The sequence below is a fragment of the Polaromonas sp. CF318 genome, from assembly GCF_000282655.1.
Classification (GTDB): Bacteria; Pseudomonadota; Gammaproteobacteria; order Burkholderiales; family Burkholderiaceae_C; genus Polaromonas.
Genome location: NZ_AKIV01000043.1, coordinates 1 through 25376 on the forward strand (window position 1 = coordinate 1; position 25376 = coordinate 25376).

The following is a 25376-nucleotide window of genomic DNA, read 5'->3' on the forward strand; positions in this document are numbered from 1 at the left end:
GCCGGGGTCAAAAACAACTCGCTTCGCTCAAACAAGTTTTTGCCCTGATCCGTCTGGCCCTGCGCTCCTCGGCGCATCCACAAGGGGGTGGGACAGGAATACCAGATACCCGAAAGCCATTGTTATGCAAAAAGCAAGATAAATTAAGAGCGATATATTCTTTTGCGTTTTAACGCTTGCTCCCCACAATGCTTTGATCAAGCAACCTCAAGGAGCAAACCATGGCCACCCTCAGACTCGGCGACACCGCCCCCGACTTCACCCAGGACTCCACCGCGGGCAAAATTTCCTTTCATGAATGGGCCGGCGATTCCTGGGTGGTGCTGTTTTCGCACCCCGCTGATTTCACCCCCGTTTGCACCACCGAACTCGGCAAAACCGCCGCCCTGGGCGGTGAATTCGCCAAGCGCAATGTCAAGCCGATCGCGGTCAGCGTCGATCCGCTGGACTCCCACAGCAAGTGGGTCAACGACATCAACGAAACGCAGAACACCACGGTGAATTTCCCCATCCTGGCCGATGCGGACCGCAAGGTGGCCGGGCTCTACGACATGATCCACCCGAATGCCCTGAGCACCGGCCCCACTGCCACGGTCCGCAGCGTGTTCATCATCGACCCGAAGAAGGCGATACGCACCACCTTCACCTATCCCGCCAGCACGGGCCGCAATTTCGATGAAATCCTGCGCGTCATCGATTCGCTGCAGCTGACCGACGGCTATAAGGTCGCCACACCGGTGAACTGGAAGGACGGCGACGACGTGATCATCGTGCCCAGCCTGCAGGACCCTGCCGAAATCGCCCAGCGTTTCCCCAAGGGCTTCAAGGCCATCAAGCCGTATTTGCGCGTCACGCCGCAGCCCAATAAATAAGACAGACGGGTTTACGCAGCGTGCGCTTCATCATCGTTCCCGGCTGGCGCGACTCCGGCCCCGGCCACTGGCAAAGCCTGTGGGCCGAGCGCCTGAGCAATGCGGTGCGTGTGCGGCAGGACGACTGGATCACGCCTTCGCGCAAAGCCTGGGTGGCGTCGCTGGCCAACACCATCCTGCTGCAGAACGAGCCTGTGGTGGTCGTGGCGCACAGCCTGGGCTGCATCGCGACAACGCACCTGCCGCCCGAGGCGGCCGGGCGTATACAGGGCGCCTTGCTGGTGGCGCCGGCCGACCCGGAGCGCCGCGCCGTGCTGAGCGATTTCGCGCCCGTGCCTTACCAGAAGCTGCCTTACCGCAGCGTGCTGGTGGCCAGCAGCAACGACCCTTTCTGTCCGGTGCGCCTGGCCGGCGCCTATGCCCGTGCCTGGGGCAGCGAGTTTGTGCGCCTGCAGGATGCAGGCCACATCAACGTCGAATCGGGCCACGGCGAATGGCCGCTGGGCATCGCGCTGCTGCAGTCGCTGGCGGGCGATGCCTCCCTCACGGCCGGCCGCCTTGATTTTTCCTCTTCACAGACTTCTTCCTCTTCTTCTTTCGGATCCCTGGAAACGGCATGACTTCCCCACAATTCAAAATCGCTCTTGCCGCCCTGGCCCTGGCAACGAGCGGTATCGTCCCGGCGCAGGCGCAAACGCTGCTCAACGGCTCTTACGACGTGGCGCGCGAGTTCTACAAGGACTACAACGCGGCCTTTATCGCCCACTACAAAAAGACCACCGGCAAGGACGTGAAGGTGGACCAGTCGCACGGCGGTTCCAGTGCCATTGCGCGTTCGGTGGCCGACGGCCTGGACGCCGATGTGGTCACCATGAACACCTCGACGGACGTGGACTTCCTGGCCAGTGCCGGTGTGGTCGCCAGGGACTGGGCAAAAAAGTTTCCGGACAACGCCTCGCCCACCACCTCGACCATGCTGTTCCTGGTGCGCAACGGCAATCCCAAGGGCATCAAGGACTGGGATGACCTGGTCAAGCCCGGCATACAGGTCGTCCTGGTGAATCCCAAGACCGGCGGCAACGGCCGCTACGCCTACCTGGCTGCCTGGGGTTACGCCAAGAAGAAAGGCGGCACCGACGCGCAAGCCGCTGAGTTCGTCGGCAAGCTCTACAAAAACGTGCCGGTGCTGGGCAAGGGCGGGCGCGATGCGACCACCGTCTTCCTGCAGCGCAATATCGGCGACGTGCTGATCACCTTTGAATCCGAAGTGCTGTCGGTGAACCGGGAGTTCGGCGAAGGCAAGGTGGACGCGGTGTACCCGTCCATCAGCATCCTCGCGGAGAACCCGGTGGCGGTGGTGGAGCGCACCGTGGCCAAGAAGGGCACGGCCGACCTGGCCAAGGCCTACCTTAATTACCTCTACTCGGACGAGGGCCAGGAAATCGCCGCGCGCCATGCGCTCCGCCCGCGCTCGCAGGCCATGCTCAGGAAATACGCGAGCACCTTCAAGCCGCTGCAGCTGTTCACGGTGCAGGACGTCTTCGGCAGCCTCGGTGAAGCGCAAAAAGTGCACTTCAACGACGGCGGGCAGTTCGACAAGCTGTACACGATTAAATAAGTCAAGCCATGACTGCCTTGTCTTCTGTGGCGCCGCCTTCCGCGGTGGTGCCGGGCATCCCTGCGGGTGGCAAAAGGGCTGCCAGGCGCGTGCTGCCCGGCTTCCGGCTGACGCTGGGCTACACGGTGCTGTACCTGAGCCTGATCGTGCTGATCCCGATCTCGGCGCTGTTCTTCAAGACCTTCACGATGAGCTGGGAGCAGTTCGTCACCGCGGTGACCTCGCCGCGCGTGCTGGCCTCTTACCGGCTCACCTTCGGCGCTTCGCTGATTGCGGCGCTGGTCAACCTGGTCTTCGGCCTGCTGCTGGCCTGGGTGCTGGTGCGCTACAAGTTTGCAGGCAAAAAGATCGTCGACGCGCTGGTCGATTTGCCTTTTGCGCTGCCCACGGCCGTGGCCGGTATTTCGCTCACGGCCTTGCTGGCCGGCAACGGCTGGATAGGCCAGTACCTGGAGCCCATGGGCATCAAGCTGGCCTTTACGCCGGCCGGCGTGGTGATCGCGCTGATTTTTATCGGCCTGCCGTTTGTGGTGCGCACGGTGCAGCCGGTGCTGGAAGACGCCGAAAAAGAGCTTGAGGAAGCCGCGACCTCGCTGGGCGCCACGCGCCTGCAGATTTTCACCAAGGTGATCTTGCCGCACATCACGCCGGCCTTGCTGACCGGCTTTGCCATGGCCTTCGCACGCGCGATCGGCGAGTACGGCTCGGTCATCTTTATCGCCGGCAACATGCCCATGATTTCCGAGATCACACCGCTCATCATCATCGGCAAGCTCGAGCAGTACGACTACGCCGGCGCCACTGCCGTGGCCGTGGTGATGCTGCTGGTGTCCTTTGTGCTGCTGCTGGTGATCAACGGCCTGCAGGCCTGGCAGCGTCGTAACGCGGGGGCGCCGGCATGAAACAGGCCCCCACGCTTGTCGCTTCGCGAGCCTCCGGCGGTACGCTGCCCCTCGATGCGAAAGAAGGGGCTGAGCTTGCTCGGGGCGGCCCTTCGCGGCGCTCGACGGCTTCCTCCCGCGCCGCACCGAGATCCGGAACGACCGAAGCCCCCTGGGTCCGCTACACGCTGACCACCGTGGCGCTGCTGTTTGTGCTGCTCTTCCTGGTGCTGCCGTTGGCGGCCGTGTTCACCGAGGCCTTGCGAAAAGGCTTTGGCGCCTACCTCGCCGCGCTACGCGAGCCCGACGCCTGGTCGGCCATTCAGCTGACCTTGATCGCCGCCGTGATCGCCGTGCCGCTGAACCTGGTGTTCGGTGTGGCTGCCGCCTGGGCGATTGCCAAGTACGAGTTCCGCGGCAAGTCGGTGTTGACGACGCTGGTGGACCTGCCGTTTTCGGTCTCTCCCGTGGTGGCCGGCCTGATCTATGTGCTGATCTTCGGCGCGCAGGGCTGGTTCGGGCCCTGGCTGCTGGCGCATGACATCAAGATCATTTTTGCCGTGCCCGGCATCGTGCTGGCGACGGTGTTCGTGACCTTTCCCTTTATCGCGCGCGAGCTGATCCCGCTGATGCAGGCGCAGGGCAACGACGAGGAGCAGGCCGCCATCGTGCTCGGCGCGACCGGCTGGCAGACTTTCTGGCACGTGACCTTGCCCAACATCAAGTGGGGCCTGATCTACGGCGTCATCCTGTGCAATGCGCGGGCCATGGGTGAGTTTGGGGCGGTCTCGGTGGTCTCGGGCCACATACGCGGGCAGACCAACACGCTGCCGCTGCACGTCGAAATCCTCTACAACGAATACCAGTCGGTGGCTGCCTTCGCCGTGGCCTCGCTGCTGGCCATCCTGGCGCTGGTCACGCTGGCCATCAAGTCGGTGGCCGAATGGCGCCACGAAGCCGACATGAAAGCCGCGGCGGACCTGCCACCAGAACGCCCGCGGGCTGTCGCAGGCGTGGCCGCCCCTTAAAGGAACACACCATGAGCATAGAAATCCGCAACGTCAGCAAACATTTTGGCGACTTCCAGGCCCTGGGCGACGTGAGCCTGGACATTGAATCGGGCGAGCTTGTCGCCTTGCTGGGCCCCTCGGGCTGCGGCAAGACCACGCTGCTGCGTATCATCGCCGGCCTGGAAACCGCCGACCGCGGCAGCATCCTCTTTAGCGGCGAAGACACCACCGACGTGCATGTGCGCGAGCGCCAGGTCGGCTTTGTGTTCCAGCACTACGCGCTGTTCCGTCACATGACGGTGTTCGAGAACGTGGCCTTCGGCCTGCGCGTCAAGCCGCGAGGCCTCAGACCCAGCGAGGCGCAGATCAAGGAAAAAGTGCATTCGCTGCTCAACCTGGTGCAGCTCGACTGGCTGGCCGACCGCTTTCCCTCGCAGCTGTCGGGCGGCCAGCGCCAGCGTATCGCCCTGGCGCGCGCGCTGGCGGTGGAGCCCAAGGTGCTGCTGCTTGATGAACCCTTTGGCGCGCTCGACGCCAAGGTGCGCAAGGAACTGCGCCGCTGGCTGCGCCGCCTGCATGACGACCTGCACGTCACCAGCATTTTTGTGACGCACGACCAGGAAGAAGCGCTGGAAGTGGCCGACCGCGTGGTGCTGATGAACGCCGGCAAGGTCGAGCAGATAGGCTCGCCGCAGCAGGTCTGGGACCACCCGGCCAGCCCTTTCGTCTACGGTTTCCTGGGCGACGTCAATTTATTCCACGGCCGCGCCCACGAGGGCGAGGTGCAGCTCGAAGGCCTGCGCCTCAATTCTCCCGAGCACGCCGGCGCGCAGGACGCCAAAGCCTTTGCCTATGTGCGCCCGCACGACCTGGACGTGCAGCGCTACGCGCCGGGCGCCGAAGGCATCGTCGCCCACCTGGAGCGTGCCATCGTCATAGGCCCCATCGCGCGGCTGGAACTGATTCCCGCTGAAGGCTTTGAGCAAAAAGGCAATGTTTCCGGCGATTCAATCATCGAAGCCCAGATGACTTCACAGCAATTTTCCGATATGGGCTTGCGCGAAGGCGACATGCTGGTGGTGACGCCGCGCAAGGCGAGGGTGTTTGTGGAGGGGTGAGTGTGCTGTGCTCTGAAACCGGCTCACTCGATCCCAAGTATGCTGGGCACGCACTGCTCCAGCATTTCTATCAGTTCCTTGTCCATGAATTTGTAGTCGTCAGGGATATCAAGAACATGCACAGTCTTGCCATCAAGCAGCCTGGTGAACTCTGCAGTCAACCTCGACTTGTGTTTTTCCTCCATGACAAGGATCACGTCGGACCACCGGATGTCTTCTACGGAAACGGTGTGACGCGCATTGGGGCTGGTACCGCCGGAGCGGGTTAGCAGTTGCGGGTGCTTGCGCCAGAGTTGTTCGGCTGTCGGACTCCGCCATTGATTACGGCTGCACACGAACAGAACTTTGAGGCGCTCAGTGCTGCGGGCGGTTTCTTCTTTCTGCACAAGTTGCTTTGCTGTCGTGCGGGGGTAATCGAGGCCCAGCTGCTCTGCACGCGCAACTTTTGTTGACCGGATGTACAGGTCTTTCCAGCGTTTCTCCCTGGGCCAATCGTCTTTGGTCGTCATATGAGCTTCATGCTTTTGTGAACCTGATTTATATCAGTCTTTAAGTGAAGCGAAGCCTTGAATAATCCCAAGGCAAGCCCGAACCGGATCCCCGCCGTGCTGGCAGGTATTTATTCCAGTATCGAAGTCCGGGAGATGGAATGACGCTTGTTACGGATTTGCGCCAAACCTGATTGCCGACCTGGCGCGCGCCCGTTCCGCCTCGACCTCGCGGTTGCGCGGCTCGGCATGGGTGACCAGCGAGCGGATCAAATCTCGCGCAGAGGCCGCCACTTCTTCCACGGCACGCTCGAACGCGGCTTCATTGGCCTTGGACGGGACGTTGAAGCCGCTGAGTTTTCTCACGAACTGCAGCGAGGCATCACGGATTTCCAGCTCGGTGGCGGGCGGCTCGAAGTTGAACAGGGTCTTGATGTTGCGGCACATGCCGGCTCCTTGAGGCGAAGGCTTCGCGTTGAAATCCCTGGCTCTGCCTAGCCGGCGGGCTTGATCACCACCGACTCGGCCGAAGCCACAAAAGGCCCATGGTAGACCGCCTCGATGTTGTTGCCGTCCGGGTCCAGCACAAAGGCGCCGTAGTAGCCCGGGTGGTATTTCCGCTCGCCCGGCGCGCCGTTGTCGGTGCCGCCCGCGGCCAGGGCCGCTTCGTAAAAGGCTTTGACGGCCGCCTGGTCCTTGGCCTGGAAAGCCAGGTGGACGTGGGATGTGGCGCCGTCGGCCTGGTCTATCCAGAGTTCGTCGGCCGAGAAATGGCTGTCGGCTTCCTGGATGGCGCCGGCCTTGCCCAGCGACTGCAGCACGGCGCGGTAAAAGCGCTTGCTGGCCGCGAGGTCATGGGCGCGCAGGTGGATGTGGTCGACGAGGCGGCCGCGGTGGAATTCCATGGTTCTATCCTTCCTGTTTTCTCAGGTTTTCAGCGTATCACGCCGGGCATCAGGGCTTCGGCGATCGCGATGTGGTTGCCGTCGGGGTCGGTGATCATCACCGTGCGGACCTTGTCACTGGAGGTTTTATGGCTGGTGTCTATGCCCAGCTTTTCCAGGTGCTCGATTTCCGGCTCAAGGTCGTTGACGGCCAGGGTGACCGAGCCTTCGCCGGCGCGCTCAGGCAGTTCATAAAGCTGCAGGCCGCCGCCGCGCTGGAACTGCCATTCGCCGACTTCGGGCATGGGGCGGCTGGCTTTGGCGTCCAATAATTTTTCATACCAGGGCAGGGCGGTGGCCAGCTTGCGCACGGCGACACTGGCGAGGGCGTTTTGCACCATCATGATGAGTCTCCAAAAAGGTTGCAGTCCTGAAAATTTACGCCCGCCGGGGAACTCACCCTGTAGGACAAGTACCGGCAAATTGTGCTGAAAGCGCGGCGCGGGACGACCAGGATTGGCCCTGAATGAATCGCGGAAGGGAACTTATCCCGGTCCAAACGCCCGAACCCCTGGACCATTCATAATCCACCCAGAAAAAAAGAGGGCTCCCTGATGTTTTTGACGTATTTCGATGCCATGCCGCGCCGCGTGCTGGTGCTGGTGGCCGCGGCCTGCGTGGCCATGCTGGCTTTTGGCCTTTACCTGCAGCATGTGGTCGGGCTGGAGCCTTGCCCCATGTGCATCGTGCAGCGTTACGCGCTGGTGCTGGTGGCGCTGGTGGCGGGCGTCACGGCCATTGCCAGAAGCCGCAGCCTCCTGATGGCCGGCTCGGGCGTAATGGTGCTGCTGGCCGGGTTCGGTGCATTCGTGGCGGCGCGCCAGAGCTTTTTGCAGTGGTACCCGCCGGAGATCGCCTCCTGCGGCCGCGATTTTTACGGAATGATCGAGACCTTCCCGCTCAAGCGCGCCATTCCCATGATCTTCAAGGGCAGCGGCGACTGCACCAAGATCGACTGGACCTTTCTGGGCGGCTCGATTGCCAACTGGTCGTTTGTCTGCTTCGTGGTGATCGCGCTGGTGGGCCTGCTGCTGGTGGCCCGGCTGGCGCGCAAGTCCTGAGCGCCTTGTTCAGACTTCGGCCACGCTGATGGTGTTGAGGTTCACCGTCACATTGAGCGTGTGGTCACCGGGGTAGTCGGGGCGCACCTCCAGCGTGATGGAGATGCTCGGCGGTTGTGTCGTCTTGAAAACAGTCAGGGGCTGGAATCCCGCCGGGACCTGCTGGACGGTGCCGTAGGCCTGGCCGTTCTGTCCCCATCGCTGCGGCCCCACGGTCACCGCCGTGGTATTTTCCTGTTCTGTTCCACCCACAACATATACGCGTATACCGGCCATATTTCCTCCTTGGGGTGTTGGCAAAAAATTGCCCTCGTGTTGCTCAAGAGGGTGAAGCCAATTTACGGCGGCGGTCCTGGCAAAGCCATTACGGGGGATTACACCCCGCTCTGGGAAACCGTCATGTCGTTCTGGTTCACCTGCACGTTCAAGGTGAAGTCGCCGTTGTCGGTCACGTCCACGGCGATGGACAGCTGGCGAGGTGCCGTTGTCTTGTAGATCGTGAGGGTGGTGCCGCCGGCGTTGACTTGCTGGGCCTGGCCAAACCGCGCCGTGCCGTTTTCCCCCCATCGCTTGTTGGCCAATGTGGCGGCCGTGACGTTTTCCTTGTCCGATCCGCCCGAAATGTTCACGGTGATGTTGGTGGCCATGTTTCTTCTCCTTCAGGGTTGAAAAATCTTTCCCGGCCTGCTTGCAGGCGGGGGAGGCGCCAATGTACGGGCGCCGTGGAGGAGGCGCCATTACAGGGCATTACGCATTCCTCCGTTTTTTGGGCCCCGGCCGCCTCGGGGATGGCAAGAGCGCGCTGATGGCGCTTCTTGCATAGGTGACGCTTTTAAAGGGCCAAGGGATTGCGGCCAAGGGCGGCATCGATATACTGTACATAAATACAGTATTTATCCGAATTTGACCTCCCGCCATGCTTTCGCCAACCTCCGCAGCCCGCGCCTTGCCGGACTTCGCCAATGCCCATATCTGGCGCGCCGGCGAGTTGGGCGGCGCGAGTGTGCAGACCGTCGCCACGGGCTATGCGGGGCTGGACGCCGTGCTGCCCGGCGGCGGCTGGCCGCGGGGGGCCTTGATCGAGCTTTTGCAGCCCCAGGCCGGCGTGCATGAATGGGGCCTGGTGGCGCCGGCCCTGGCGGCCTTGCAGGCGCAGGCCCGCGAATTGACGGTGCTGGTGGGCGCGCCCTGGCTGCCATTCGGCCCGGCGCTGGGCGCGCGATCCCTGGACATGCGGCGCCTGCTCAGCATCGAAGGGCAGCCCGGCGATGCGCCCTCGCTGCTGTGGGCGACGCGCGAGGCCCTGCAATGCGCCGACGTGCACAGCGTGCTGGCCTGGTTGCCCGATGCGCGCAGTGCGCACCTGCGCCGCCTGCAGATCGCCGCCCATGCGCACCACAAGCTGCTGTTTGTGTTCCGGCCGCTGCGGGCGCAGCAGGAATCCTCGCCCGCGCCGCTGCGTTTGCGGCTGGAGGGCGCGGCCCAGGAGGCGGGCACGCTGCGGGTCGATGTCTTCAAGCGGCGCGGCCCGCCGCTGGCCGCGCCGCTGCTGCTGGACACCCGGCCGGCCCGTCTGGCCGCGCTGCTGGCGGCCAGCCGTGAAAGGGTGTGGCGCCAGCGCGAAGAAGCCGGTATCCCGGTGCCGCTGCTGCTGCCGTCGCGGGTGGCGCTTCCCCTCAACTCACCCGAGAGCCCCATCCATGCGTTGCTGGATCGCATTGCGCATCTCGACCACCACTGAGGCGGGCCAGCCGGCCTGCGCCATGGATGCCGCCGCGCTGCAACAGGCGGCGGCCAGCCTGGCGCTGGGCCTGACGCCGCGCGTAGCGCTGGTCGATGAGGCGGTGCTGATGGACGTGACGGCCAGCCTGCGCCTCTTCGGCGGGCTGGCGCGGCTGATGCAACTGCTGGCGCAGCGCCTGGCGGCCTTTTTCGGCGAGAACGGGCTGCGGGCCGAAGTTCAACGCGCGCAGGGCGCGACTTCCCTGATCGCGCTGGGCCGCTTGCGTGTGCTGGGCGAGGGCGGGGCCGCCGTCAAAAAACGCGTGGCCGAGCTGCCCATGCACACGCTGACGGCCGCCCGCCCGCACCTGGGTGTGCTCGAGCGCATAGGTTGCCGTACCTGGGACGACCTGCTGCGCCTGCCGCGTGACGGCGTGGCGCGGCGCTTCGGCGCGGAACTGCTGGAAGCGCTGGACCGCGCGCGCGGTAGCGCACCCGACGACTATGAGTGGCTGCTGCTGCCCGAGCACTTTGAGGAAAAACTCGAGCTCAACGCGCTGGTGACCCACGCCCCCGCGCTGATGGCCGGCGTGGAGCGCTTGCTGGTGCAACTGCATGCCTGGCTGCTCGGGCGCCAGAGCGGCTTGTGCGCCCTGAAAATCACCTGGCACCTGGACAAGCGCCGCGACGTGCCGCCCACCGGCGAGCTCGACGTGCGCACGGCCCAGCCCGCGCAAGACCTGCGCCATGTGGCGCGCCTGATATCGGAGCACCTGGCGCAGCAAAAGCTGCCGGCACCGGTGCACAGCCTGAGCTTGCGCTCGCTGGCTACCGAGCTGCTGGCCGACGCGGCCGCCGCCACCGGCAGCCTGCTGATGGAGGCGCGCCAGCAGGGCGACGGCGTGGTGGAACTGGTCGAGCGCCTGAGCGCCCGCCTGGGTGATGCGCGGGTGCGGGCCTGGCAGCCTTGCGCCGACCACCGGCCGGAACTGATGCAGCGCTGGGTGCCGGCCCGGGGCGTGATCTCATCGATACGCGCGCAGCTCAATCCTGAGCGGCCCGGTCGCAAGCGCTCAAAGGGTTCGAAAGCGGCTTCCAGCAGCCCACTCCCGGAGACCAAAACCGATGCCCTGTACCCGGCCTGGCTGCTGCCCGAGCCGCTCAAGCTGGCCGCCGCCGGCAACAACCCGGTTTACCAGGGCCCGCTGCGCCGCCTGGCCGGGCCGCAGCGGCTGGAGGCCGCCGAGTGGCTGCTGGCGGACAGCGAGGCCGCGCGCGGTGCCGGCCTGTCTGAAAAACCGTGGGCGCTGCGCGACTACTTCATTTACCGCAGCCAGCAGGGCGGCCTGCTCTGGATTTACAGCGAGCGCCTGGGTGCGACGCCCGAGGGCGCGCGGCAGCGCGCCTGGTATTTGCACGGTTTTTTTGCCTGAGACCCGCCGCCATGTCCGCCCACGCGCTGCCCGATTACGCCGAGCTGCATGCCCTGAGCAACTTCAGCTTCCAGCGCGGCGCCTCGCATGCCGACGAGCTGGCCGAGCGGGCGGCCGAGCTGGGCTACAAGGCGCTGGCCGTCACCGACGAATGTTCGGTCGCCGGTGTCGTGAAGGCGCATGAGGCGGCCCGGGCGCACGGGCTCAAGCTGCTGCCGGGGGCCGAATTCCTGGTGCAGGCCGCTGATGCCTTCAGGCTGGTGGTGCTGCCCCACAATGCGGCGGGCTGGGGCAACCTGTGCGAGTTCATCACCGAGGCACGCCGGGCCGGCGACGAGGTCGAGAAGGGCAGCTACCGCGTCGCGCTGGACGAGACCGATTTTTCGCGGCTGGCCGATTGTGAAATCCTGCTCTCGCCCCTGCCCGAGGCCATCAATGCGCAGGCGCTGGGCGCGCACGCCGCTTGGGCGCTGCGGCTGTTCGGGACGGCCGCCTGGCTGGCCGTCGAGCTGCAGCAGGGCCTGGACGACGCGCTGCGCCTGCAGCAGCTGCAGGAGGTGGCGGCGCGCACCGGCATAGGCCTGGTGGCGGCCGGCAATGTGCTGATGCACAAGCGCTCGCGCAAGCCGCTGCACGACGTGATGACGGCCATCAAGCTGGGCCGGCCGGTGCATGAGTGCGGCTTTGCGCTGCAGGCCAATGCCGAGGCGCACCTGCGTCCGCGCATGCGGCTGGCCGGCATCTACCCGGCCGCGCTGCTGCGCGCCACGCTGGTGGTGGCGGCACGCTGCAATTTCAGCCTTGACGAGATCCGCGACCTCTACCGCTACCCCCGGGATGACATGGTGCCGCCGGCCGAAACGCCGGCGCGCTGGCTCAGGCGGCTGAGCTGGCAAGGCGCCCACACACGCTATCCGCAGGGCATTCCGCGCAAGGTCAGGAAGCAGCTGGGCTTCGAGCTGGCCCTGATCGAAGAGCTGGAATACGAGATGTTCTTCATCACCGTGCACGACATCGTGCGCTTTGCGAGGCAGGAAGGCATCCTGTGCCAGGGGCGCGGCTCGGCGGCCAACTCGGTGGTGTGTTTCTGCCTGGGCGTCACGGCCGTCAACCCGGCGGAAAGCAAGCTGCTGTTCGAGCGCTTCATCAGCCGCGAGCGCCGCGAGCCGCCCGACATCGACGTGGACTTCGAGCATGAGCGGCGCGAGGAGGTCATCCAGTACATCTACCGCAAATACGGCCACGACCGCGCCGCGATTGCCGCCACCATCATCAGCTACCGCCCGCGCAGCGCGATCCGCGACGTCGGCAAGGCGCTGGCCATGGAGCCGGAACTGATAGACCAGTTCGCCAAGGAGCATTTTTGGTTTGACGGCAGCGAGGTGCTGCGGGAAAAAATCCGCCAGGCCGGCCTGGCGGGCAGGGAAGGGCCGGTGCTGCAGTGGCTGGACCTGTCGGCGCAGCTGATCGGTTTTCCGCGCCACCTGAGCCAGCATGTGGGCGGCTTTGTGCTCACGCAGGGCAAGCTCACGCGGCTGGTGCCGGTACAGCCGGCCTCCATGGAGGAGCGTCGCATCATCCAGTGGGACAAGGACGACCTCGAAGCCATGGGCCTGCTCAAGGTCGACGTGCTGGCGCTGGGCATGCTGTCGGCCATACGGCGCTGCCTGGCGCTGGTGAACCAGGTGCGCGGCACCACGCTGCAAATGCACGAGGTCAAGCCCGACGAGAAAACCTACGACATGATCTGCGCGGCCGACACGGTGGGCGTGTTCCAGATCGAGAGCCGCGCCCAGATGTCCATGCTGCCGCGGCTGCAGCCGCGCAGCTACTACGACCTGGTGGTCGAGGTCGCCATCGTGCGGCCCGGGCCCATCCAGGGCGGCATGGTCCATCCCTACCTGAAGAACCGCGAAGCCCAGAGGCGCGGGGAAACCATCACCCCCGAATACCCGGCGCTCAACCCGGCCCTGGAGCGCACGCTGGGCATCCCCATCTTCCAGGAGCAGGTGATGCAGATCGCGATGATCGCCGCCGACTTCACGCCCGGCGAGGCCGACGACCTGCGCCGCTCCATGGCGGCCTGGAAGCGCAAGGGCGGGGTGGAGCGTTTTCACGGCCGCCTGGTCCAGGCCATGGTCAGGAACGGCTATAGCGCTGAATTCGCCGAACGCATCTTCAGCCAGATCCTGGGCTTCGGCGACTACGGTTTTCCCGAAAGCCATGCCGCCAGCTTTGCCAAGCTGGTGTATGTGAGCTGCTGGTTCAAGTGCCATGAGCCGGCCTGTTTCCTGGCGGCCATGGTCAACTCGCAACCCATGGGGTTTTACACGCCCTCGCAGCTGGTGCAGGACGCCGTGCGCCACGGCGTGGAGGTGCGCGCCGTGGACGTGATGCACAGCCACTGGGACTGCATGCTGGAGCCGGACGGCGTGCTGCCGGCCGGCACGCAGCCGGCGGTGCGCCTGGGCCTGCGCCTGGTGGCCGGCCTGCGCGAGGACGCGGCCCTGCGCCTGGTGGCGGCGCGGGCGCAAACCCCTTTCAACTCGACCGAAGACCTGGTGTCACGGGCGCAACTGGGCACGCTCGAAATCAACGCGCTGGCCGCCGCCGATGCCTTGCTGCCGCTGTCGGGCCACAGGCGCCAGCAGGTATGGGAGGCCTCGGCCATCAAGCCGGCGCCGCGCCTGCTCAAGTCCGTGCCCACGCATGAAACGCCGCTGGTGCTGCCCGATACGCCCGAAGGCGAAAACATCCTGTTCGACTACCGGGCCACCGGCCTCACGCTGCGGCGCCACCCGGTCGCGCTGCTGCGCGAGCGGCTGGCGCGCAAGGGCCTGCTGAGCGCCAGCGAACTCAATGCCTTGCCCGACGGCGAGGAAGCGGCGGGCTGCGGCATCGTCACCGTGCGCCAGCAGCCGCAAACCGCCAAGGGCACCATCTTCGTCACGCTGGAGGACGAAACCGGGCCGGTCAATGTGATCGTCTGGAAGTCGCTGCGCGAAGCGCAGCGCGCCGAGCTGCTGCATTCACGTTTGCTGGCGGTCTACGGGGTGTGGCAGCGCAGCGAGGAAAGCGGCACCGCCAAGGGCTATGGCGCGGTGCGCAACCTGGTGGCGCGGCGGCTGGAAGACTTGACGCCGCTGCTGGGGCGGCTGGGAACCTCCAGCCGCGACTTTCATTGAGGCCGGCCGGCTTGCCGCGCGTGCTCCCGGTGCGCATCGTCCAGCAACTGCCGCACCTCTTCGTCCGTGGCCTGGGGAAAGTCCACATACCACTGGCTCACGGCGCCGAAATAGTCCAGGCGGGCCGGGCAGACGACTTCCGTGCCCTGGTCTTCCAGTTCGCTGCACCCTTGCCCGGAACCGACCGGCACGGCCACCACCAGCTGCGCCGGCTGCTGCTGCCGTATCGCCAGCACGGCCGCGCGCAGGGTGGCGCCTGTGGCCAGGCCGTCGTCCACCACGATGACGCTGCGGCCCGCGATGGCGGGCGCCGGGCGCTGCTGGCGGTAGAGCTGCTCACGGCGCAGCAATTCGGCTTCTTCCCGGGCCAGAACGGCGGCCACGGCCTGCGGCTGTGGCGCCGCGCCGGGCGGCGGGTTCATCATCACCCGCACACCGCCGCTGGCGATGGCGCCCATGGCGTATTCCTCATGCCCCGGATAACCGAGCTTGCGCACCACAAAGACGTCCAGCGGCGCTTCGAGTTCCCGGGCCACCTCGCGCCCCACGGCCACGCCGCCGCGCGGCAGGGCCAGCACCAGCAGGCCGGGGCGGCCGCGGTAAGCCGCCAGGGCGCCGGCCAGCAGGCGCCCGGCATGGACGCGGTCACGGTAGGGCAGTACCGGGTCCGTCACGCGTATGCTCCCGCCGGCGCTGCAAACCTAGCTGTTGGCGCGCCGGTAAAACGCCAGAGAACCCGCCAGCGCCAGCAGCGCGCCGCCGCAGGCGCGGTCTATCCAGCGCGTGGCCGAGGCCTTGAGCAGGCGTATCGCCCGCGCGCCCACAAAGGCGTAGCCCAACATCACGGAAAAATCGATGCCCGCGAACACCAGCGCAATCGCGAGGTACTGGGGCGCCTGGGCGGCCGCCGGGTCGATGAACTGCGGCAGCAGGGCCGAGCAGAACAGGTAGCCCTTGGGATTGGTCACCGCCACCAGGAAGGATTTCATGAAAATCGCCCGGCCGCCGTGCTGCGTGCCGGCGGCGCCTTCGGTGGGAATCTCAAACCCACCGCGCGAGCGCAGCAGGCGCAGGCCCAGCCAGGCCAGGTAGGCCGCGCCGGCCCACTTGAGCACCGAAAACCAGAACTCGGAGGCGGCCAGCAGCGCGCCCAGGCCCAGGGCCACCGCGCCCACCAGCACAAAATCGGAAACCACCGCGCCCAGCATGCCGGGCACAGAGCGGCGCACGCCGTAGCGCGAGCCGTTGGCCAGCGCCAGCAGCACCGTGGGGCCGGGCGTGGCGATGGCCACCAGCGCGACGACGGAAAACAGCAGCAGGGTGGTGGTGTTCATGCGGCTGCCGCTCCGCAGCCTTCTGGCTTGTAGACGCGCTCGGTCGAAGGCGGGTATTTCGCGAGAAGGCGCTCGGGGCGGCTGGGCCGCACGGTGAAGCCGCCGCCGCAGTTGGGGCAGACGCCCTTGAGCCGGGTGTCGGCGCAGTCGGCGCAAAACGTGCATTCAAAGGTGCAGATGCGCGCCTCGGCCGACTCGTTGGGCAAGTCCTTGTTGCAGCATTCGCAGTTGGGTCGCATTTGGAGCATGGAGAAGTCCTGTGTGAAGGGGGGATTGACCCGATGCTAAAGAAAAATCCCTGCGAGGGAAACCCCGGCCGGGTCAGGACAGCTTCTTGACCAGCACCTGGCTCTTGCGGTCCCAGTTGTATTTGCGCTTGCGGCCTTCGGGCAGCCAGTCCGGGTCCACCTGCACAAAACCGCGCTTGATGAACCAGTGCATGGTGCGGGTGGTCAGCACAAAAATGCTTTGCAGGCCGGCGGCGCGGGCGCGCTGCTCTATGCGTTTCAGGATTTTTTCGCCGTCGCCCTGGCCCTGGCTTTGCGGCGAGACGGTGAGCGCCGCCATTTCCGCCGTTTTGGCTTCCGGGTAGGGGTAGAGCGCCGCGCAGGCGAAGATCACGCCGTCGTGCTCGATGATGCTGTAGTTGGCGGCGTCGCGCTCGATCTCGGTGCGGCTGCGCTTGACCAGGGTGCCGTCGTTTTCAAAAGGCTCTATCAGCTGCAGGATGCCGCCCACGTCGTCCCCGGTGGCTTCGCGCAGCTCTTCGAGTTTCTCATCGACCACCATGGTGCCTATGCCGTCGTGCACATAGATTTCCAGCAGCAGCGAGCCGTCCACCGCAAAGGGCAGGATGTGGCTGCGCTCCACGCCGGCTTTGCAGGCCTTGACGCAGTGCTGCAGGTAAAAGCCGGTGTCGGTGGGGCGCTCGCCGTTGGGCAGGGTGGCCAGCAGCTTTTCGGCGGCGGCCAGCGGCAGCTCGGTGTCTATGGGGTTGTCTTCGCTTTCGGGCTGGTCGTGGTGTATGCGTATGCCCGGGATTTCGGTCAGGAAGATCAGCTTGTCGGCCTGCATGGCGATGGCCACCGAGGTGGCGACCTCTTCCATGGTCAGGTTGAAGGCCTCGCCGGTGGGTGAGAAGCCGAAGGGCGAGAGCAGCACCATGGCGCCGAAATCCAGCACCCGGCCTATGGCGGCGGTGTCCACCTTGCGCACCAGGCCCGAGTGCTTGAAGTCCACGCCGTCCAGGATGCCGACCGGGCGCGCGGTGATGAAGTTGCCCGAAATCACCCGTACCGTGGAGCCGGCCATGGGGGTGTTGGGCAGGCCCTGGCTGAAAGCCGCCTCGATTTCATAACGCAGCTGGCCGGCGGCCTCCTGGGCGCTGTCCAGGGCGACCTCATCGGTGATGCGCATGCCGTGTGAGTACTTGGCCGTATGGCCCTTGGCCTTGAGCTGTTCGTTGACCTGCGGGCGAAATCCGTGCACCAGCACGATCTTCACGCCCATGCTCTGGATCAGCGCCAGGTCCTGGGCGATGTGCTGCAGCTTGCCGGCGGCGATGGCTTCACCGGCCAGGCCCACCACAAAGGTCTTGCCGCGGTGCGTGTGGATGTAGGGTGCGACCGAGCGGAACCAGGGCACAAAGGTGAAATTGAAGACGGCGGACATGGGCGCGCTTTCGGGTCGTAAAGGGCAGGGCGGGAGCAGCCGGGGGCGGGGCGGCCGCAGGGCAAGGCACTGCTTCCCGGCGCTGCTTCTCCCCGCAATTTCCCGGCAAACGAAAAAGTCCAGTGAGTGTAAGGGAGACGCGGCCGGCCCGGGGAGGTCCATGGTGGCCGGCGTTGCGTCTTTTAGTGCTTGGCGAAGAAGGTGCGGCAGGTTATGGTCAGGGGGTCATGGATAAATATGCGATCGGGTTCTGGGGCTGCTACTTCGGGTCGGCCGGCCTGATGCTGGCCGGTTCGGTGTTTGCCTACATCCGGTCCCTGCGGCGCATTGCCGTCAATGCCGCCGCCTCGGCCCTGGCCTCGACCTTTTTTGTGGTGGCCTTTCTGGGCGTCCTGCCGATAGGCGACGCCGACACGCAGGACCGTTTCCTGGCCCATGTGGCCAGCCTGGTGTCGGTTTTGCTGGCCTACCTGCTGTTCTCCATCCTGGGCATTTTGCGCAGCCCCTCGTCCCAGCGGCGCGCCTTGCTGCTGCTGGCGGGCGTTGCCGTGCTGGTCATCGGGCTGGGCTGGGCCGTGAGTCCGCAGCAGTCCCTGATGCTGAGCCTGGCCGCAGCCGCGCTGATGGGTTTTGTGGCCCTGGCCCTGAGCCTGCGCAGCGCCCTGCGCGGTGACCGCCTGGCCTGGGTGGCGGTGGCGGGCGTGGTTTTCATGCTGGTGGCCATCGTGGGCCTGAGTTGGGCGGCGCTGGACCGTGCCCATGTGCCCTGGCAGGCCCACGCCGTCGCCGCGCTGGCGGGCACGGCCTACCTGGCCACCATGGCGTCGGTGCTGTGGATACGCTATTCCTACCTGATCGAGCTGAACCAGGCCATGGCCTACGGCCCCAGCTATGACCCCGTCACCCGCATGCGCTCCAACAGCGAAACCAACAATATGTTGAACGGGGCTTTCAGGGATTACCGCGACAAGCCGGTGCCGATGGGCGTGATCGTGGTTTCCCTCGCCAACCTCTATGTGCTGGAAAAGCTCTATGGCCTGGCTGCCGTCAACCATGCGCTGTTTGTCTGCGCCGGGCGGCTGCGGCGCACCGTGCCGGCCCATGTGGAGATGGGGCGCCTGGGCGAGGACGGCTTTTTGCTGCTGATGCGCAACTGCCACGACAGCGGCGACCTGATCCACCTGGCGCGCCGCGTGCAGGCCGCGCTGACGCGCACCGTGACGCTCAACACCAGCCTGGACGTCGGCACGGTAGCCGGCCAGCAGACGCCCTGGGCGGCGGAGGTCGGCCTGGGCGTGCTGCGGGTGTCCAAAACCGATGCGCGCGCCTCCTCGGCGGTGGGACTGGGGCGCGGCATGTCGCGCGCGGCGCTGGGTTATCCCAGCCGCATTGCCTGGTTTGACGAGGGCAGCGGGGAAATCGTCGACATGCCGGTGCTGGCGGCCTGAGCCGGCACAGCCTCGGCACGCGGGGCTTTGCGGAAGCGCCGATAATTGGCGGCTTTGGCCGTCCCGGCCCCGCGCATTCCTTACGGCTCTTCCCTTTGTCCCCTGCTTTGACTCCCCTGACCATCACCTTTCCCGAATCGCTGCCCGTCTCCGGCAAGCGCGATGAGATCACCGCCGCGATGGCGGCCCACCAGGTCGTCATCGTCTGCGGCGAGACCGGCTCGGGCAAGACCACTCAGCTGCCCAAGATCGCGCTGGCCATGGGCCGCGGCAAGCTCAACTACCCGCCGGGGCAGGGCCGGCTCATAGGCCACACCCAGCCGCGCCGCATCGCCGCCTCCAGCGTGGCCAAGCGCATCGCCGAAGAACTCAAGACACCGCTGGGCGAGGTGGTGGGCTACAAGGTGCGCTTCCAGGACCGGCTCTCGCGCGATGCCTCGGTCAAGCTGATGACCGATGGCATTTTGCTGGCCGAGACGCAGACGGACCCGCTGCTGAAGGCCTACGACACCATCATCATCGACGAGGCCCACGAACGCAGCCTGAATATCGACTTCCTGCTGGGCTATTTGCGCCAACTGCTGCCGCGCCGGCCCGACCTCAAGGTGGTCATCACGTCGGCGACGATTGATGCCCAGCGCTTTGCCGATTACTTTGCCTCGGCCAAAGGCCCTGCGCCGGTCATCATGGTTTCCGGCCGCATGTTTCCGGTCGAACAGCGCTACCGCCCGTTTGAAGAGTCGCGCGAGCACGACCTCAACGACGCGATCGCCGACGCGGTCGACGAGCTCTGGCTGAGCCCGCACAGCGCGGGCGACATCCTGGTGTTCCTGCCGGGCGAGCGCGAAATCCGCGAGGCGGCCGACCATTTGCGCAAGCACCTGGCGCACCAGCCGCTGACGCGCAATGCCGAGGTGCTGCCGCTGTTCGCGCGCCTGAGCCAGGCCGAGCAGGACCGGATTTTTGACGGCCACAGCGGCCGGCGCATCGTGCTGGCGACCAACGTGGCCGAAACCTCGCTGACCGTGCCCGGCATCCGCTATGTGATCGATGCCGGCACCGCGCGCGTCAAGCGCTACAGCTTTCGCAACAAGGTCGAGCAACTGATGGTGGAGCCGGTGTCGCAAGCGGCGGCCAACCAGCGCGCCGGCCGCTGCGGCCGCGTGGCCGACGGCATCTGCATACGCCTTTACGACGAGAAGGACTTTCAGGGCCGCCAGCCCTTTACCGACCCGGAAATCCTGCGCAGCTCGCTGGCTTCGGTGATTCTGCGCATGAAGGCGCTGCACCTGGGCAATGTCGAGGAATTCGCTTTCATTGAGCCGCCGCAGCGCCGCGCCATTGCCGACGGCTACCAGCTGCTGGCCGAGCTCGGCGCCGTGGACGAGGACAACGAACTCACGCCCGTGGGCCGCACGCTGGCCAAGCTGCCGCTGGACCCGCGTGTGGGCCGCATGATCCTCGAAGCCAGGGACCGCAATGCGCTGGACGAGGTGCTGGTGATCGCCAGTGCGCTCAGCGTGCAGGACGTGCGCGACCGGCCCATGGACAAGCAGGCCCAGGCCGACCAGCAGCACGCCAAGTTCGACGACGAAAAAAGCGAGTTCAGCGGCTACCTCAAGCTCTGGAAATGGCTGGGCGATGCGCGCGGCGGCCATGGCGCGTCGCGCGGTCGCGTGACGCCTCCTGAAACAGCACCCGTGCTGCGGGCCGAAGGCCCCCAGCACAAGCTCTCGAATCGCCAGTATGAAAACCTGCTGCGCGAGAACTACGTCAACGTGCGCCGTGTGCGTGAATGGCGCGACATCCATTCGCAGCTGCATACAGTGGTGGGTGAACAGAAATGGGTGCTCAATGACAAGCCCGCCAGCTATGAGCAATTGCACCTGTCCATGCTGTGCGGCCTGCTGGGCAATATAGGCTGCAAGAGCGACGAGGAAGACTGGTACCTGGGTGCGCGTGGCATCAAGTTTTACCGCCATCCCGGTGCGCGCCTGAGCAAAAAACCGGGCCGCTGGATCGTGGCGGCCGAACTGGTGGAAACCACGCGCCTATTCGGCCGCGGCATCGCCAATATAGACCCGGCCTGGATAGAGCAGGTGGCCGGCCATCTTTTGTCCAGACAGCTGCTGGACCCGCACTGGGAGAAAAAGGCCGCCCAGGTCACGGCGCTGGAGCGCGCCACGCTGTACGGCCTGGTGGTTTACAACGGGCGGCGCGTCAACTTCGGCCGGGTCGACCCGGTCACGGCGCGAGAGATCTTTATCCGCGAGGCACTGGTCGCCGGTAACTGGGACACCAGGCTGCCTTTTTTGGCGGCCAACCAGAAGCTGATCCAGCAGGTGCAGGACCTGGAACACAAGGCCAGGCGCCAGGATGTGCTGGTCGATGAGGAACTGATCTACGCCTTTTACGACCAGCAATTGCCGGCCGACGTGCACAGCGGCGCGGGCTGCGAGCACTGGTACAAGGAAGAGTCGAAAAAGCAGCCGCAGCTCCTGCTGCTGACCCGCGAAGAACTGATGCGCCACGAAGCGGCCGGCATCACCACCCAGTCTTTCCCCAAAACCTTGCGCATGGGTGGGGTGGATTGCTTGGTGACCTACCTGCACGAGCCCGGCGACGCGCGCGACGGCGTGACCGTGGACGTGCCGCTGTTCGCGCTCAACCAGGTCAATGAGGAGCGCTGCGAGTGGCTGGTGCCGGGCATGCTCAAGGACAAGGTCCAGGCGCTGATCAAGACACTGCACCAGCGCCCGCGCTCGCGCCTAGTGCCGCTGCCCGAGACCGCGGCGCGCATGACGGAGCAGCTGCTGCAGCCCGAAGTCTTCGGCAGCGGTTCGCTCACGGACGCGGTGCTCAAGCTGGTGCGCGACGCGACCTCGCTGGACATCAAGCGCAACGACATGAAGCTGGACATGCTGCCGCCGCATCTGTTCATGAACTTCCGCGTGGTCGACGAGCACGGCCGCCAGCTGGGCGCGGGCCGCAACCTGGGCGCGCTCAAGGGCGAACTGGGCTCGCAGGCGCGCGGCGCCTTCCAGGCGCTGGCGGGGCTCAAGAACCTCGCGAAAGCACCCGAGCCGGCCGCCCATCCAGGCAAGACTCCCCCTGCCGGCAAGCCCGGCGCTCCGGCAGCGGCGGAAAAACCGGCGGTCAAGGTGGCGGAGCGCTACACAGGCTGGAGTTTTGGCGAATTGCCCGAGCTCATGGAAATCCGCAAGGGCTCGCAGACCTTGATAGGCTTTCCGGCGCTGATTGACCTGGGCGACGCGGTCACCATAGAGGTGTTCGACGAACCCGATGCGGCGGCCGCAAAACACCGTGCCGGCCTGCGCCGGCTGTTTGCGCTGCAGATCAAGGACGCGCTCAAATACCTCGAGAAGAACCTGCCCGAGCTGCAGAAGATGGCCACGGCCTACATGCTGGTGGGCCGTGCGGCCGATAACTCCGGCGGCGGCACGCTCGAGGAACTGCGTGAGCAGATCATCGAGGTCGCGCTGGACCGTGCCTTCCTGCTCGATCCGTTGCCCACCAGCGAGGGCGAATTCAAGAAGCGCATCGAAGACGGCCGGGGCCGCCTGACCCTGATTGCCAGCGAGGTCGCCCGGCTGGCCGCGGGCATTCTCACCGAATTCGCCGCGGCCCAGCGCAAGATCAAGGACAGCAAAAACGCCGCCGAAGCCGCGGCCGACGCCGCCCAGCAACTGCAGCGCCTGGTGCCCAAGCGTTTTCTGGCGGTCACGCCTTATGCGCAACTGCAGCATTTCGCGCGCTACCTCAAAGCCATCACCTTGCGGCTGGAAAAATGGCGCGCCGACCCGGCACGCGACGCCGCGCGCCTGGCTGAACTGCGGCCGCAGGAACAGCGCTACTGGCGCCTGGTGGCCGAACGCAAGGGCGCGGTCGACGCGCGCATGCAGGAGTTCCGCTGGCTGCTGGAGGAATTGCGCGTGAGCTTTTTTGCGCAGGAGCTGCGCACGCCGCAACCGGTCAGCATCAAGAGGTTGGAAAAGGCCTGGGCTCAACTGAATAGTTGAGGCCAGGCTTTCCAGGCGCATAAAAAATGGCCTTGCATTGCAAGGCCATTTTTCCTGGTGAAACCGCGTGGCTAGATACGACCCATCAGCAGCAGGATGATGAGGATCAGCACGACCAAGCCAAGGCCGCCGCTGGGCCCGTAGCCCCAGCTGCGGCTGTGGCCCCAGGTGGGCAGGGCGCCGACCAGGATCAGGATCAGGACAATCAGCAGGATGAGCGATAGGGACATTTGGAGGCACTCCTAGTTATGTGTGTGCCTTGATTCTTGCCCGGGCCCCGGCCTGATCAAGCAGGAGGGGGGCCTGTCCAACCGTCGGTCAATGCTGACAGCCTTGGCCTACAGCCTGGCGAGTCGCTGCAGCGCAGTGTTCAGGGTTTCGTCCTTTTTGGCGAAGCAAAAGCGCACCACACGCTGGTCGAAGCCGTTGCCGTAAAAAGCCGACAGCGGAATGGCCGCGACGCCGATCTCGGTGGTCAGCCACTTGCAGAATTCGGCTTCATCGAGGTCGCTGACCTCGGAGATGTCCACGCACTGGAAGTAACTGCCTTCGCTGGGCAGCAGCTTGAAGCGGGTTTTGGCCAGGCCCTCACGGAACAGGTCGCGCTTGCGCTGGTAGAAGGCCGGCAGGCCCAGGTAGGGCTGCTCGTCGGCCATGTAGGCGGCCAGGCCATGCTGGACCGGCGTGTTGACCGTGAAGACATTGAACTGGTGCACCTTGCGGAATTCGGCCGTCAGCGCGGCGGGCGCGGCCACGTAGCCGACCTTCCAGCCGGTGACGTGATAGGTCTTGCCGAAGCTGCTCACGATAAAGGCGCGCGCGGCCAGGCCCGGGAAGCGCGCCGCGCTCTGGTGGATGCGGCCCTGGGCCGCGTCGAACACCATGTGCTCGTAGACCTCGTCGCTGATCAGCAGCACCTCGGTGGGCGCCAGCAGCTCCTGCAGCGCGAGCATGTCGGCTTCGCTCCAGACCGTGGCGCTGGGGTTGTGCGGCGAGTTGACGATGATGGCGCGCGTGCGCGGCGTGATGGCCGCGGCGATCTTGCCGAAGTCGGGGCGGAAGGTGCCGGGTGTCAGCGGCACTCGCACGACCTTGCCGCCGGCCAGCTCGATATTGGGCACGTAACTGTCGTAGCAGGGCTCCAGCACGATGACCTCATCGCCGGGATGGACCACCGCCAGGATGATGGTGATGATGGCCTGCGTCGCGCCGGCGGTGATGGTGATCTCGCTATTGGCGTCGTAACGATGGCCGTAGAGCCTGGCCACCTTGGCCGAGATGGCCTCGCGCAGCACCGGCACGCCCGTCATGGGCGGGTACTGGTTCAGGCCTTTAGTCATGGCGTCGGTGACGGCATTGACCAGCTGCGGGTCGCATTCAAAGTCAGGGAAACCCTGGCCCAGGTTGACGGCGCCTTTTTCGGCGGCCAAGGTGGACATGACCGTGAATATCGTGGTGCCTACGGCGGGCAATTTGGTTTGTAGCGTGGGGGTGCGTTCGAGGGTGGTGGTCATAGCTGCGGGGGCGCTTCGAGGGTGGATCAAATCTCGTAATCGTTGACGCGGCCGGCCATTGCCTTGGTGATCAGGGCGCGGTCCAGCTTGTCGCTGAGCAATTCGGCGAATTTGTAGACAAAGTTGCGCAGGTAGGCGCTGCGCTTGAACGCCACGCGGGCCACGTTGATGCCGAACAGCGGGCCGGCCGGGATGGCGATCAGGTCGCTGTTGGTGCCGTCTTCCTTGATCGCCATTTCGGCCACGATGCCCACGCCCAGGCCCAGGCGCACATAGGTCTTGATGACGTCGGAGTCGATGGCCTCCAGCGCGATGCGCGGCTGCAGGCGCTTGGCGGCAAAAGCCAGGTCTATCTTGGTGCGGCCGGTGAAGGACGGGTGGTAGGTGATCAGCGGTTCTTCGGCCAGGTCTTCCAGCGAAATGTTTTCTTTTTTCGCCAGCGGATGGTCCACGGGGATCACCAGCATGTGCTGCCATTCGTAGCAGGGCAGGGTGACGAGGTCGTCGTACTGCGTCAGTGACTCGGTGGCGATGCCGATTTCGGCGACCTCGTCGAGCACCATGCGCGCCACCTGGTCGGGCGAGCCCTGGTGCAGGCTGACGTTGACTTTGGGAAAGGCCTCGCGCAGTTTGGCCACCGGCTGCGGCAGCACATAGCGGGCCTGGGTGTGCGTGGTGGCGATGGACAGCGTGCCGCTGTCCTGGGCCGAGAACTGCTCGCCGATGCGGCGCAGGTTGCCGACCTCGCGCATGATGAGCTCTATGCTTTTGAGCACATGCTCGCCGGGCTCAGTGACGCGCTTGAGGCGCTTGCCGTGCCGCGCGAAGATTTCCACGCCCAGTTCTTCCTCGAGTTCGATGATGGCCTTGGAAACGCCGGGCTGCGAGGTATGCAGGGCCTTGGCGGTCTCGGTGAGGTTCAGGTTGCGCCGTACGGCCTCCTGGACAAATCGGAATTGGTGAAGGTTCATATCGAATTCAGGCTAATTATTGACTTTATTATGCCCGTATACCGCTATAGAGACGGCTGGCAGCCT

25 protein-coding genes are annotated in these 25376 nt (G+C 65.5%); 12 read left to right on the forward strand and 13 right to left on the reverse strand.

Annotation, left to right across the window (positions count from 1 at the left end):
- Window positions 1-221 precede the first annotated feature (221 nt).
- From PMI15_RS06195 to PMI15_RS06220, 6 genes are read left to right on the forward strand one after another with little or no spacing between them, the layout of a single operon-like run.
- Window positions 222-872 carry a peroxiredoxin gene (locus tag PMI15_RS06195; protein ID WP_007865263.1) on the forward strand — a complete coding sequence of 217 codons (651 nt, stop codon included), beginning with the start codon at window positions 222-224 and terminating at the stop codon, window positions 870-872.
- A 20-nt stretch (window positions 873-892) separates the two neighbouring features.
- A complete protein-coding gene (locus PMI15_RS06200) occupies window positions 893-1492 on the forward strand; it encodes an alpha/beta hydrolase (protein WP_007865266.1) in 600 nt (199 codons plus the stop codon).
- Window positions 1489-2490, forward strand: a complete 1002-nt coding sequence (locus tag PMI15_RS06205) for a sulfate ABC transporter substrate-binding protein (RefSeq protein WP_007865270.1) — start codon at window positions 1489-1491, stop codon at window positions 2488-2490. The genes PMI15_RS06200 and PMI15_RS06205 overlap by 4 nt, the downstream gene beginning before the upstream one ends.
- Before the next feature lie 8 nt (window positions 2491-2498).
- On the forward strand, window positions 2499-3392 hold the full coding sequence (gene cysT / locus PMI15_RS06210) for a sulfate ABC transporter permease subunit CysT (protein ID WP_007865272.1): 894 nt from the start codon (window positions 2499-2501) through the stop codon (window positions 3390-3392).
- Window positions 3389-4399, forward strand: a complete 1011-nt coding sequence (gene cysW, locus PMI15_RS06215) for a sulfate ABC transporter permease subunit CysW (protein ID WP_007865275.1) — start codon at window positions 3389-3391, stop codon at window positions 4397-4399. The genes cysT and cysW overlap by 4 nt, the downstream gene beginning before the upstream one ends.
- An 11-nt stretch (window positions 4400-4410) precedes the next feature.
- Complete coding sequence (locus tag PMI15_RS06220) at window positions 4411-5499, forward strand: sulfate/molybdate ABC transporter ATP-binding protein (RefSeq protein WP_007865278.1); 1089 nt, start codon at window positions 4411-4413, stop codon at window positions 5497-5499.
- Window positions 5500-5522: 23 nt separating this feature from the next.
- Here PMI15_RS06220 and PMI15_RS06225 read toward each other — a convergent pair whose 3' ends face one another.
- The 4 genes from PMI15_RS06225 to PMI15_RS06240 form a co-directional block, all read right to left on the reverse strand.
- Complete coding sequence (locus PMI15_RS06225; RefSeq protein WP_007865280.1) at window positions 5523-6008, reverse strand: low molecular weight protein tyrosine phosphatase family protein; 486 nt, start codon at window positions 6006-6008, stop codon at window positions 5523-5525.
- Between the two features lie 150 nt (window positions 6009-6158).
- The gene (locus tag PMI15_RS06230) at window positions 6159-6434 is read right to left on the reverse strand and encodes a DUF2277 domain-containing protein (RefSeq protein WP_007865282.1); all 276 of its coding nucleotides are present in this window, start codon (window positions 6432-6434) and stop codon (window positions 6159-6161) included.
- Between the two features lie 47 nt (window positions 6435-6481).
- Window positions 6482-6892 (reverse strand): VOC family protein, encoded by a 411-nt coding sequence (locus PMI15_RS06235; RefSeq protein WP_007865284.1) that lies wholly within the window; start codon window positions 6890-6892, stop codon window positions 6482-6484.
- Between the two features lie 29 nt (window positions 6893-6921).
- The gene (locus tag PMI15_RS06240) at window positions 6922-7275 is read right to left on the reverse strand and encodes a VOC family protein (RefSeq protein ID WP_007865286.1); all 354 of its coding nucleotides are present in this window, start codon (window positions 7273-7275) and stop codon (window positions 6922-6924) included.
- Window positions 7276-7485: 210 nt separating this feature from the next.
- On the opposite strand from PMI15_RS06240, the gene PMI15_RS06245 reads away from it, so the two are divergent.
- Window positions 7486-7992 (forward strand): disulfide bond formation protein B, encoded by a 507-nt coding sequence (locus PMI15_RS06245; RefSeq protein ID WP_007865288.1) that lies wholly within the window; start codon window positions 7486-7488, stop codon window positions 7990-7992.
- A 9-nt stretch (window positions 7993-8001) separates the two neighbouring features.
- On the opposite strand, the gene PMI15_RS06250 is transcribed toward PMI15_RS06245, so the two are convergent.
- Together PMI15_RS06250 and PMI15_RS06255 are read right to left on the reverse strand one after the other, a co-directional pair.
- On the reverse strand, window positions 8002-8244 hold the full coding sequence (locus PMI15_RS06250) for a hypothetical protein (protein ID WP_238541082.1): 243 nt from the start codon (window positions 8242-8244) through the stop codon (window positions 8002-8004).
- Window positions 8245-8366: 122 nt separating this feature from the next.
- Entirely contained in the window at window positions 8367-8639 is a 273-nt protein-coding gene (locus PMI15_RS06255) for a hypothetical protein (RefSeq protein WP_007865292.1), read from the reverse strand.
- 269 nt (window positions 8640-8908) lie between these two features.
- Between PMI15_RS06255 and imuA the strand changes: the two genes are divergently transcribed.
- From imuA to PMI15_RS06270, 3 genes are read left to right on the forward strand one after another with little or no spacing between them, the layout of a single operon-like run.
- A complete protein-coding gene (gene imuA, locus PMI15_RS06260) occupies window positions 8909-9733 on the forward strand; it encodes a translesion DNA synthesis-associated protein ImuA (protein ID WP_007865294.1) in 825 nt (274 codons plus the stop codon).
- A complete protein-coding gene (locus PMI15_RS06265; RefSeq protein WP_007865296.1) occupies window positions 9693-11147 on the forward strand; it encodes a DNA polymerase Y family protein in 1455 nt (484 codons plus the stop codon). Before imuA ends, PMI15_RS06265 begins: the two co-directional genes overlap by 41 nt.
- Window positions 11148-11158: 11 nt before the next feature.
- Complete coding sequence (locus PMI15_RS06270; RefSeq protein ID WP_007865297.1) at window positions 11159-14332, forward strand: error-prone DNA polymerase; 3174 nt, start codon at window positions 11159-11161, stop codon at window positions 14330-14332.
- Here PMI15_RS06270 and PMI15_RS06275 read toward each other — a convergent pair.
- The 4 genes from PMI15_RS06275 to argA all read right to left on the reverse strand — a co-directional run bounded on the left by PMI15_RS06275 (window position 14326) and on the right by argA (window position 17337).
- Window positions 14326-15006 carry a phosphoribosyltransferase gene (locus PMI15_RS06275; protein ID WP_007865299.1) on the reverse strand — a complete coding sequence of 227 codons (681 nt, stop codon included), beginning with the start codon at window positions 15004-15006 and terminating at the stop codon, window positions 14326-14328. The two genes, PMI15_RS06270 and PMI15_RS06275, sit on opposite strands and share 7 nt — an antisense overlap.
- A gap of 27 nt (window positions 15007-15033) precedes the next feature.
- Window positions 15034-15666: a LysE family translocator gene (locus PMI15_RS06280; RefSeq protein WP_007865301.1), complete on the reverse strand. Its 633-nt coding sequence runs from the start codon at window positions 15664-15666 to the stop codon at window positions 15034-15036.
- Window positions 15663-15914 carry a DUF1272 domain-containing protein gene (locus PMI15_RS06285; protein WP_007865304.1) on the reverse strand — a complete coding sequence of 84 codons (252 nt, stop codon included), beginning with the start codon at window positions 15912-15914 and terminating at the stop codon, window positions 15663-15665. Before PMI15_RS06285 ends, PMI15_RS06280 begins: the two co-directional genes overlap by 4 nt.
- A gap of 73 nt (window positions 15915-15987) precedes the next feature.
- Complete coding sequence (argA, locus tag PMI15_RS06290) at window positions 15988-17337, reverse strand: amino-acid N-acetyltransferase (RefSeq protein ID WP_007865306.1); 1350 nt, start codon at window positions 17335-17337, stop codon at window positions 15988-15990.
- A 227-nt stretch (window positions 17338-17564) separates the two neighbouring features.
- Here argA and PMI15_RS06295 point away from each other — a divergent pair, with 227 nt between their 5' ends.
- Both PMI15_RS06295 and hrpA read left to right on the forward strand, forming a co-directional pair.
- A complete protein-coding gene (locus PMI15_RS06295; protein WP_007865307.1) occupies window positions 17565-18785 on the forward strand; it encodes a GGDEF domain-containing protein in 1221 nt (406 codons plus the stop codon).
- A 95-nt stretch (window positions 18786-18880) separates the two neighbouring features.
- Window positions 18881-22825, forward strand: coding sequence for an ATP-dependent RNA helicase HrpA (gene hrpA / locus PMI15_RS06300; RefSeq protein ID WP_036837748.1), 3945 nt, complete (start codon window positions 18881-18883; stop codon window positions 22823-22825).
- 71 nt (window positions 22826-22896) lie between these two features.
- Here the strand turns inward: hrpA and PMI15_RS24320 are convergent, their stop codons facing one another.
- The 3 genes from PMI15_RS24320 to PMI15_RS06310 form a co-directional block, all read right to left on the reverse strand.
- On the reverse strand, window positions 22897-23055 hold the full coding sequence (locus PMI15_RS24320) for a DUF3309 family protein (RefSeq protein ID WP_007865311.1): 159 nt from the start codon (window positions 23053-23055) through the stop codon (window positions 22897-22899).
- Window positions 23056-23163: 108 nt separating this feature from the next.
- Window positions 23164-24339 carry a pyridoxal phosphate-dependent aminotransferase gene (locus PMI15_RS06305; protein WP_007865314.1) on the reverse strand — a complete coding sequence of 392 codons (1176 nt, stop codon included), beginning with the start codon at window positions 24337-24339 and terminating at the stop codon, window positions 23164-23166.
- Window positions 24340-24365: 26 nt separating this feature from the next.
- Window positions 24366-25310, reverse strand: coding sequence for a CysB family HTH-type transcriptional regulator (locus PMI15_RS06310; RefSeq protein WP_007865317.1), 945 nt, complete (start codon window positions 25308-25310; stop codon window positions 24366-24368).
- Window positions 25311-25376: the final 66 nt, after the last annotated feature.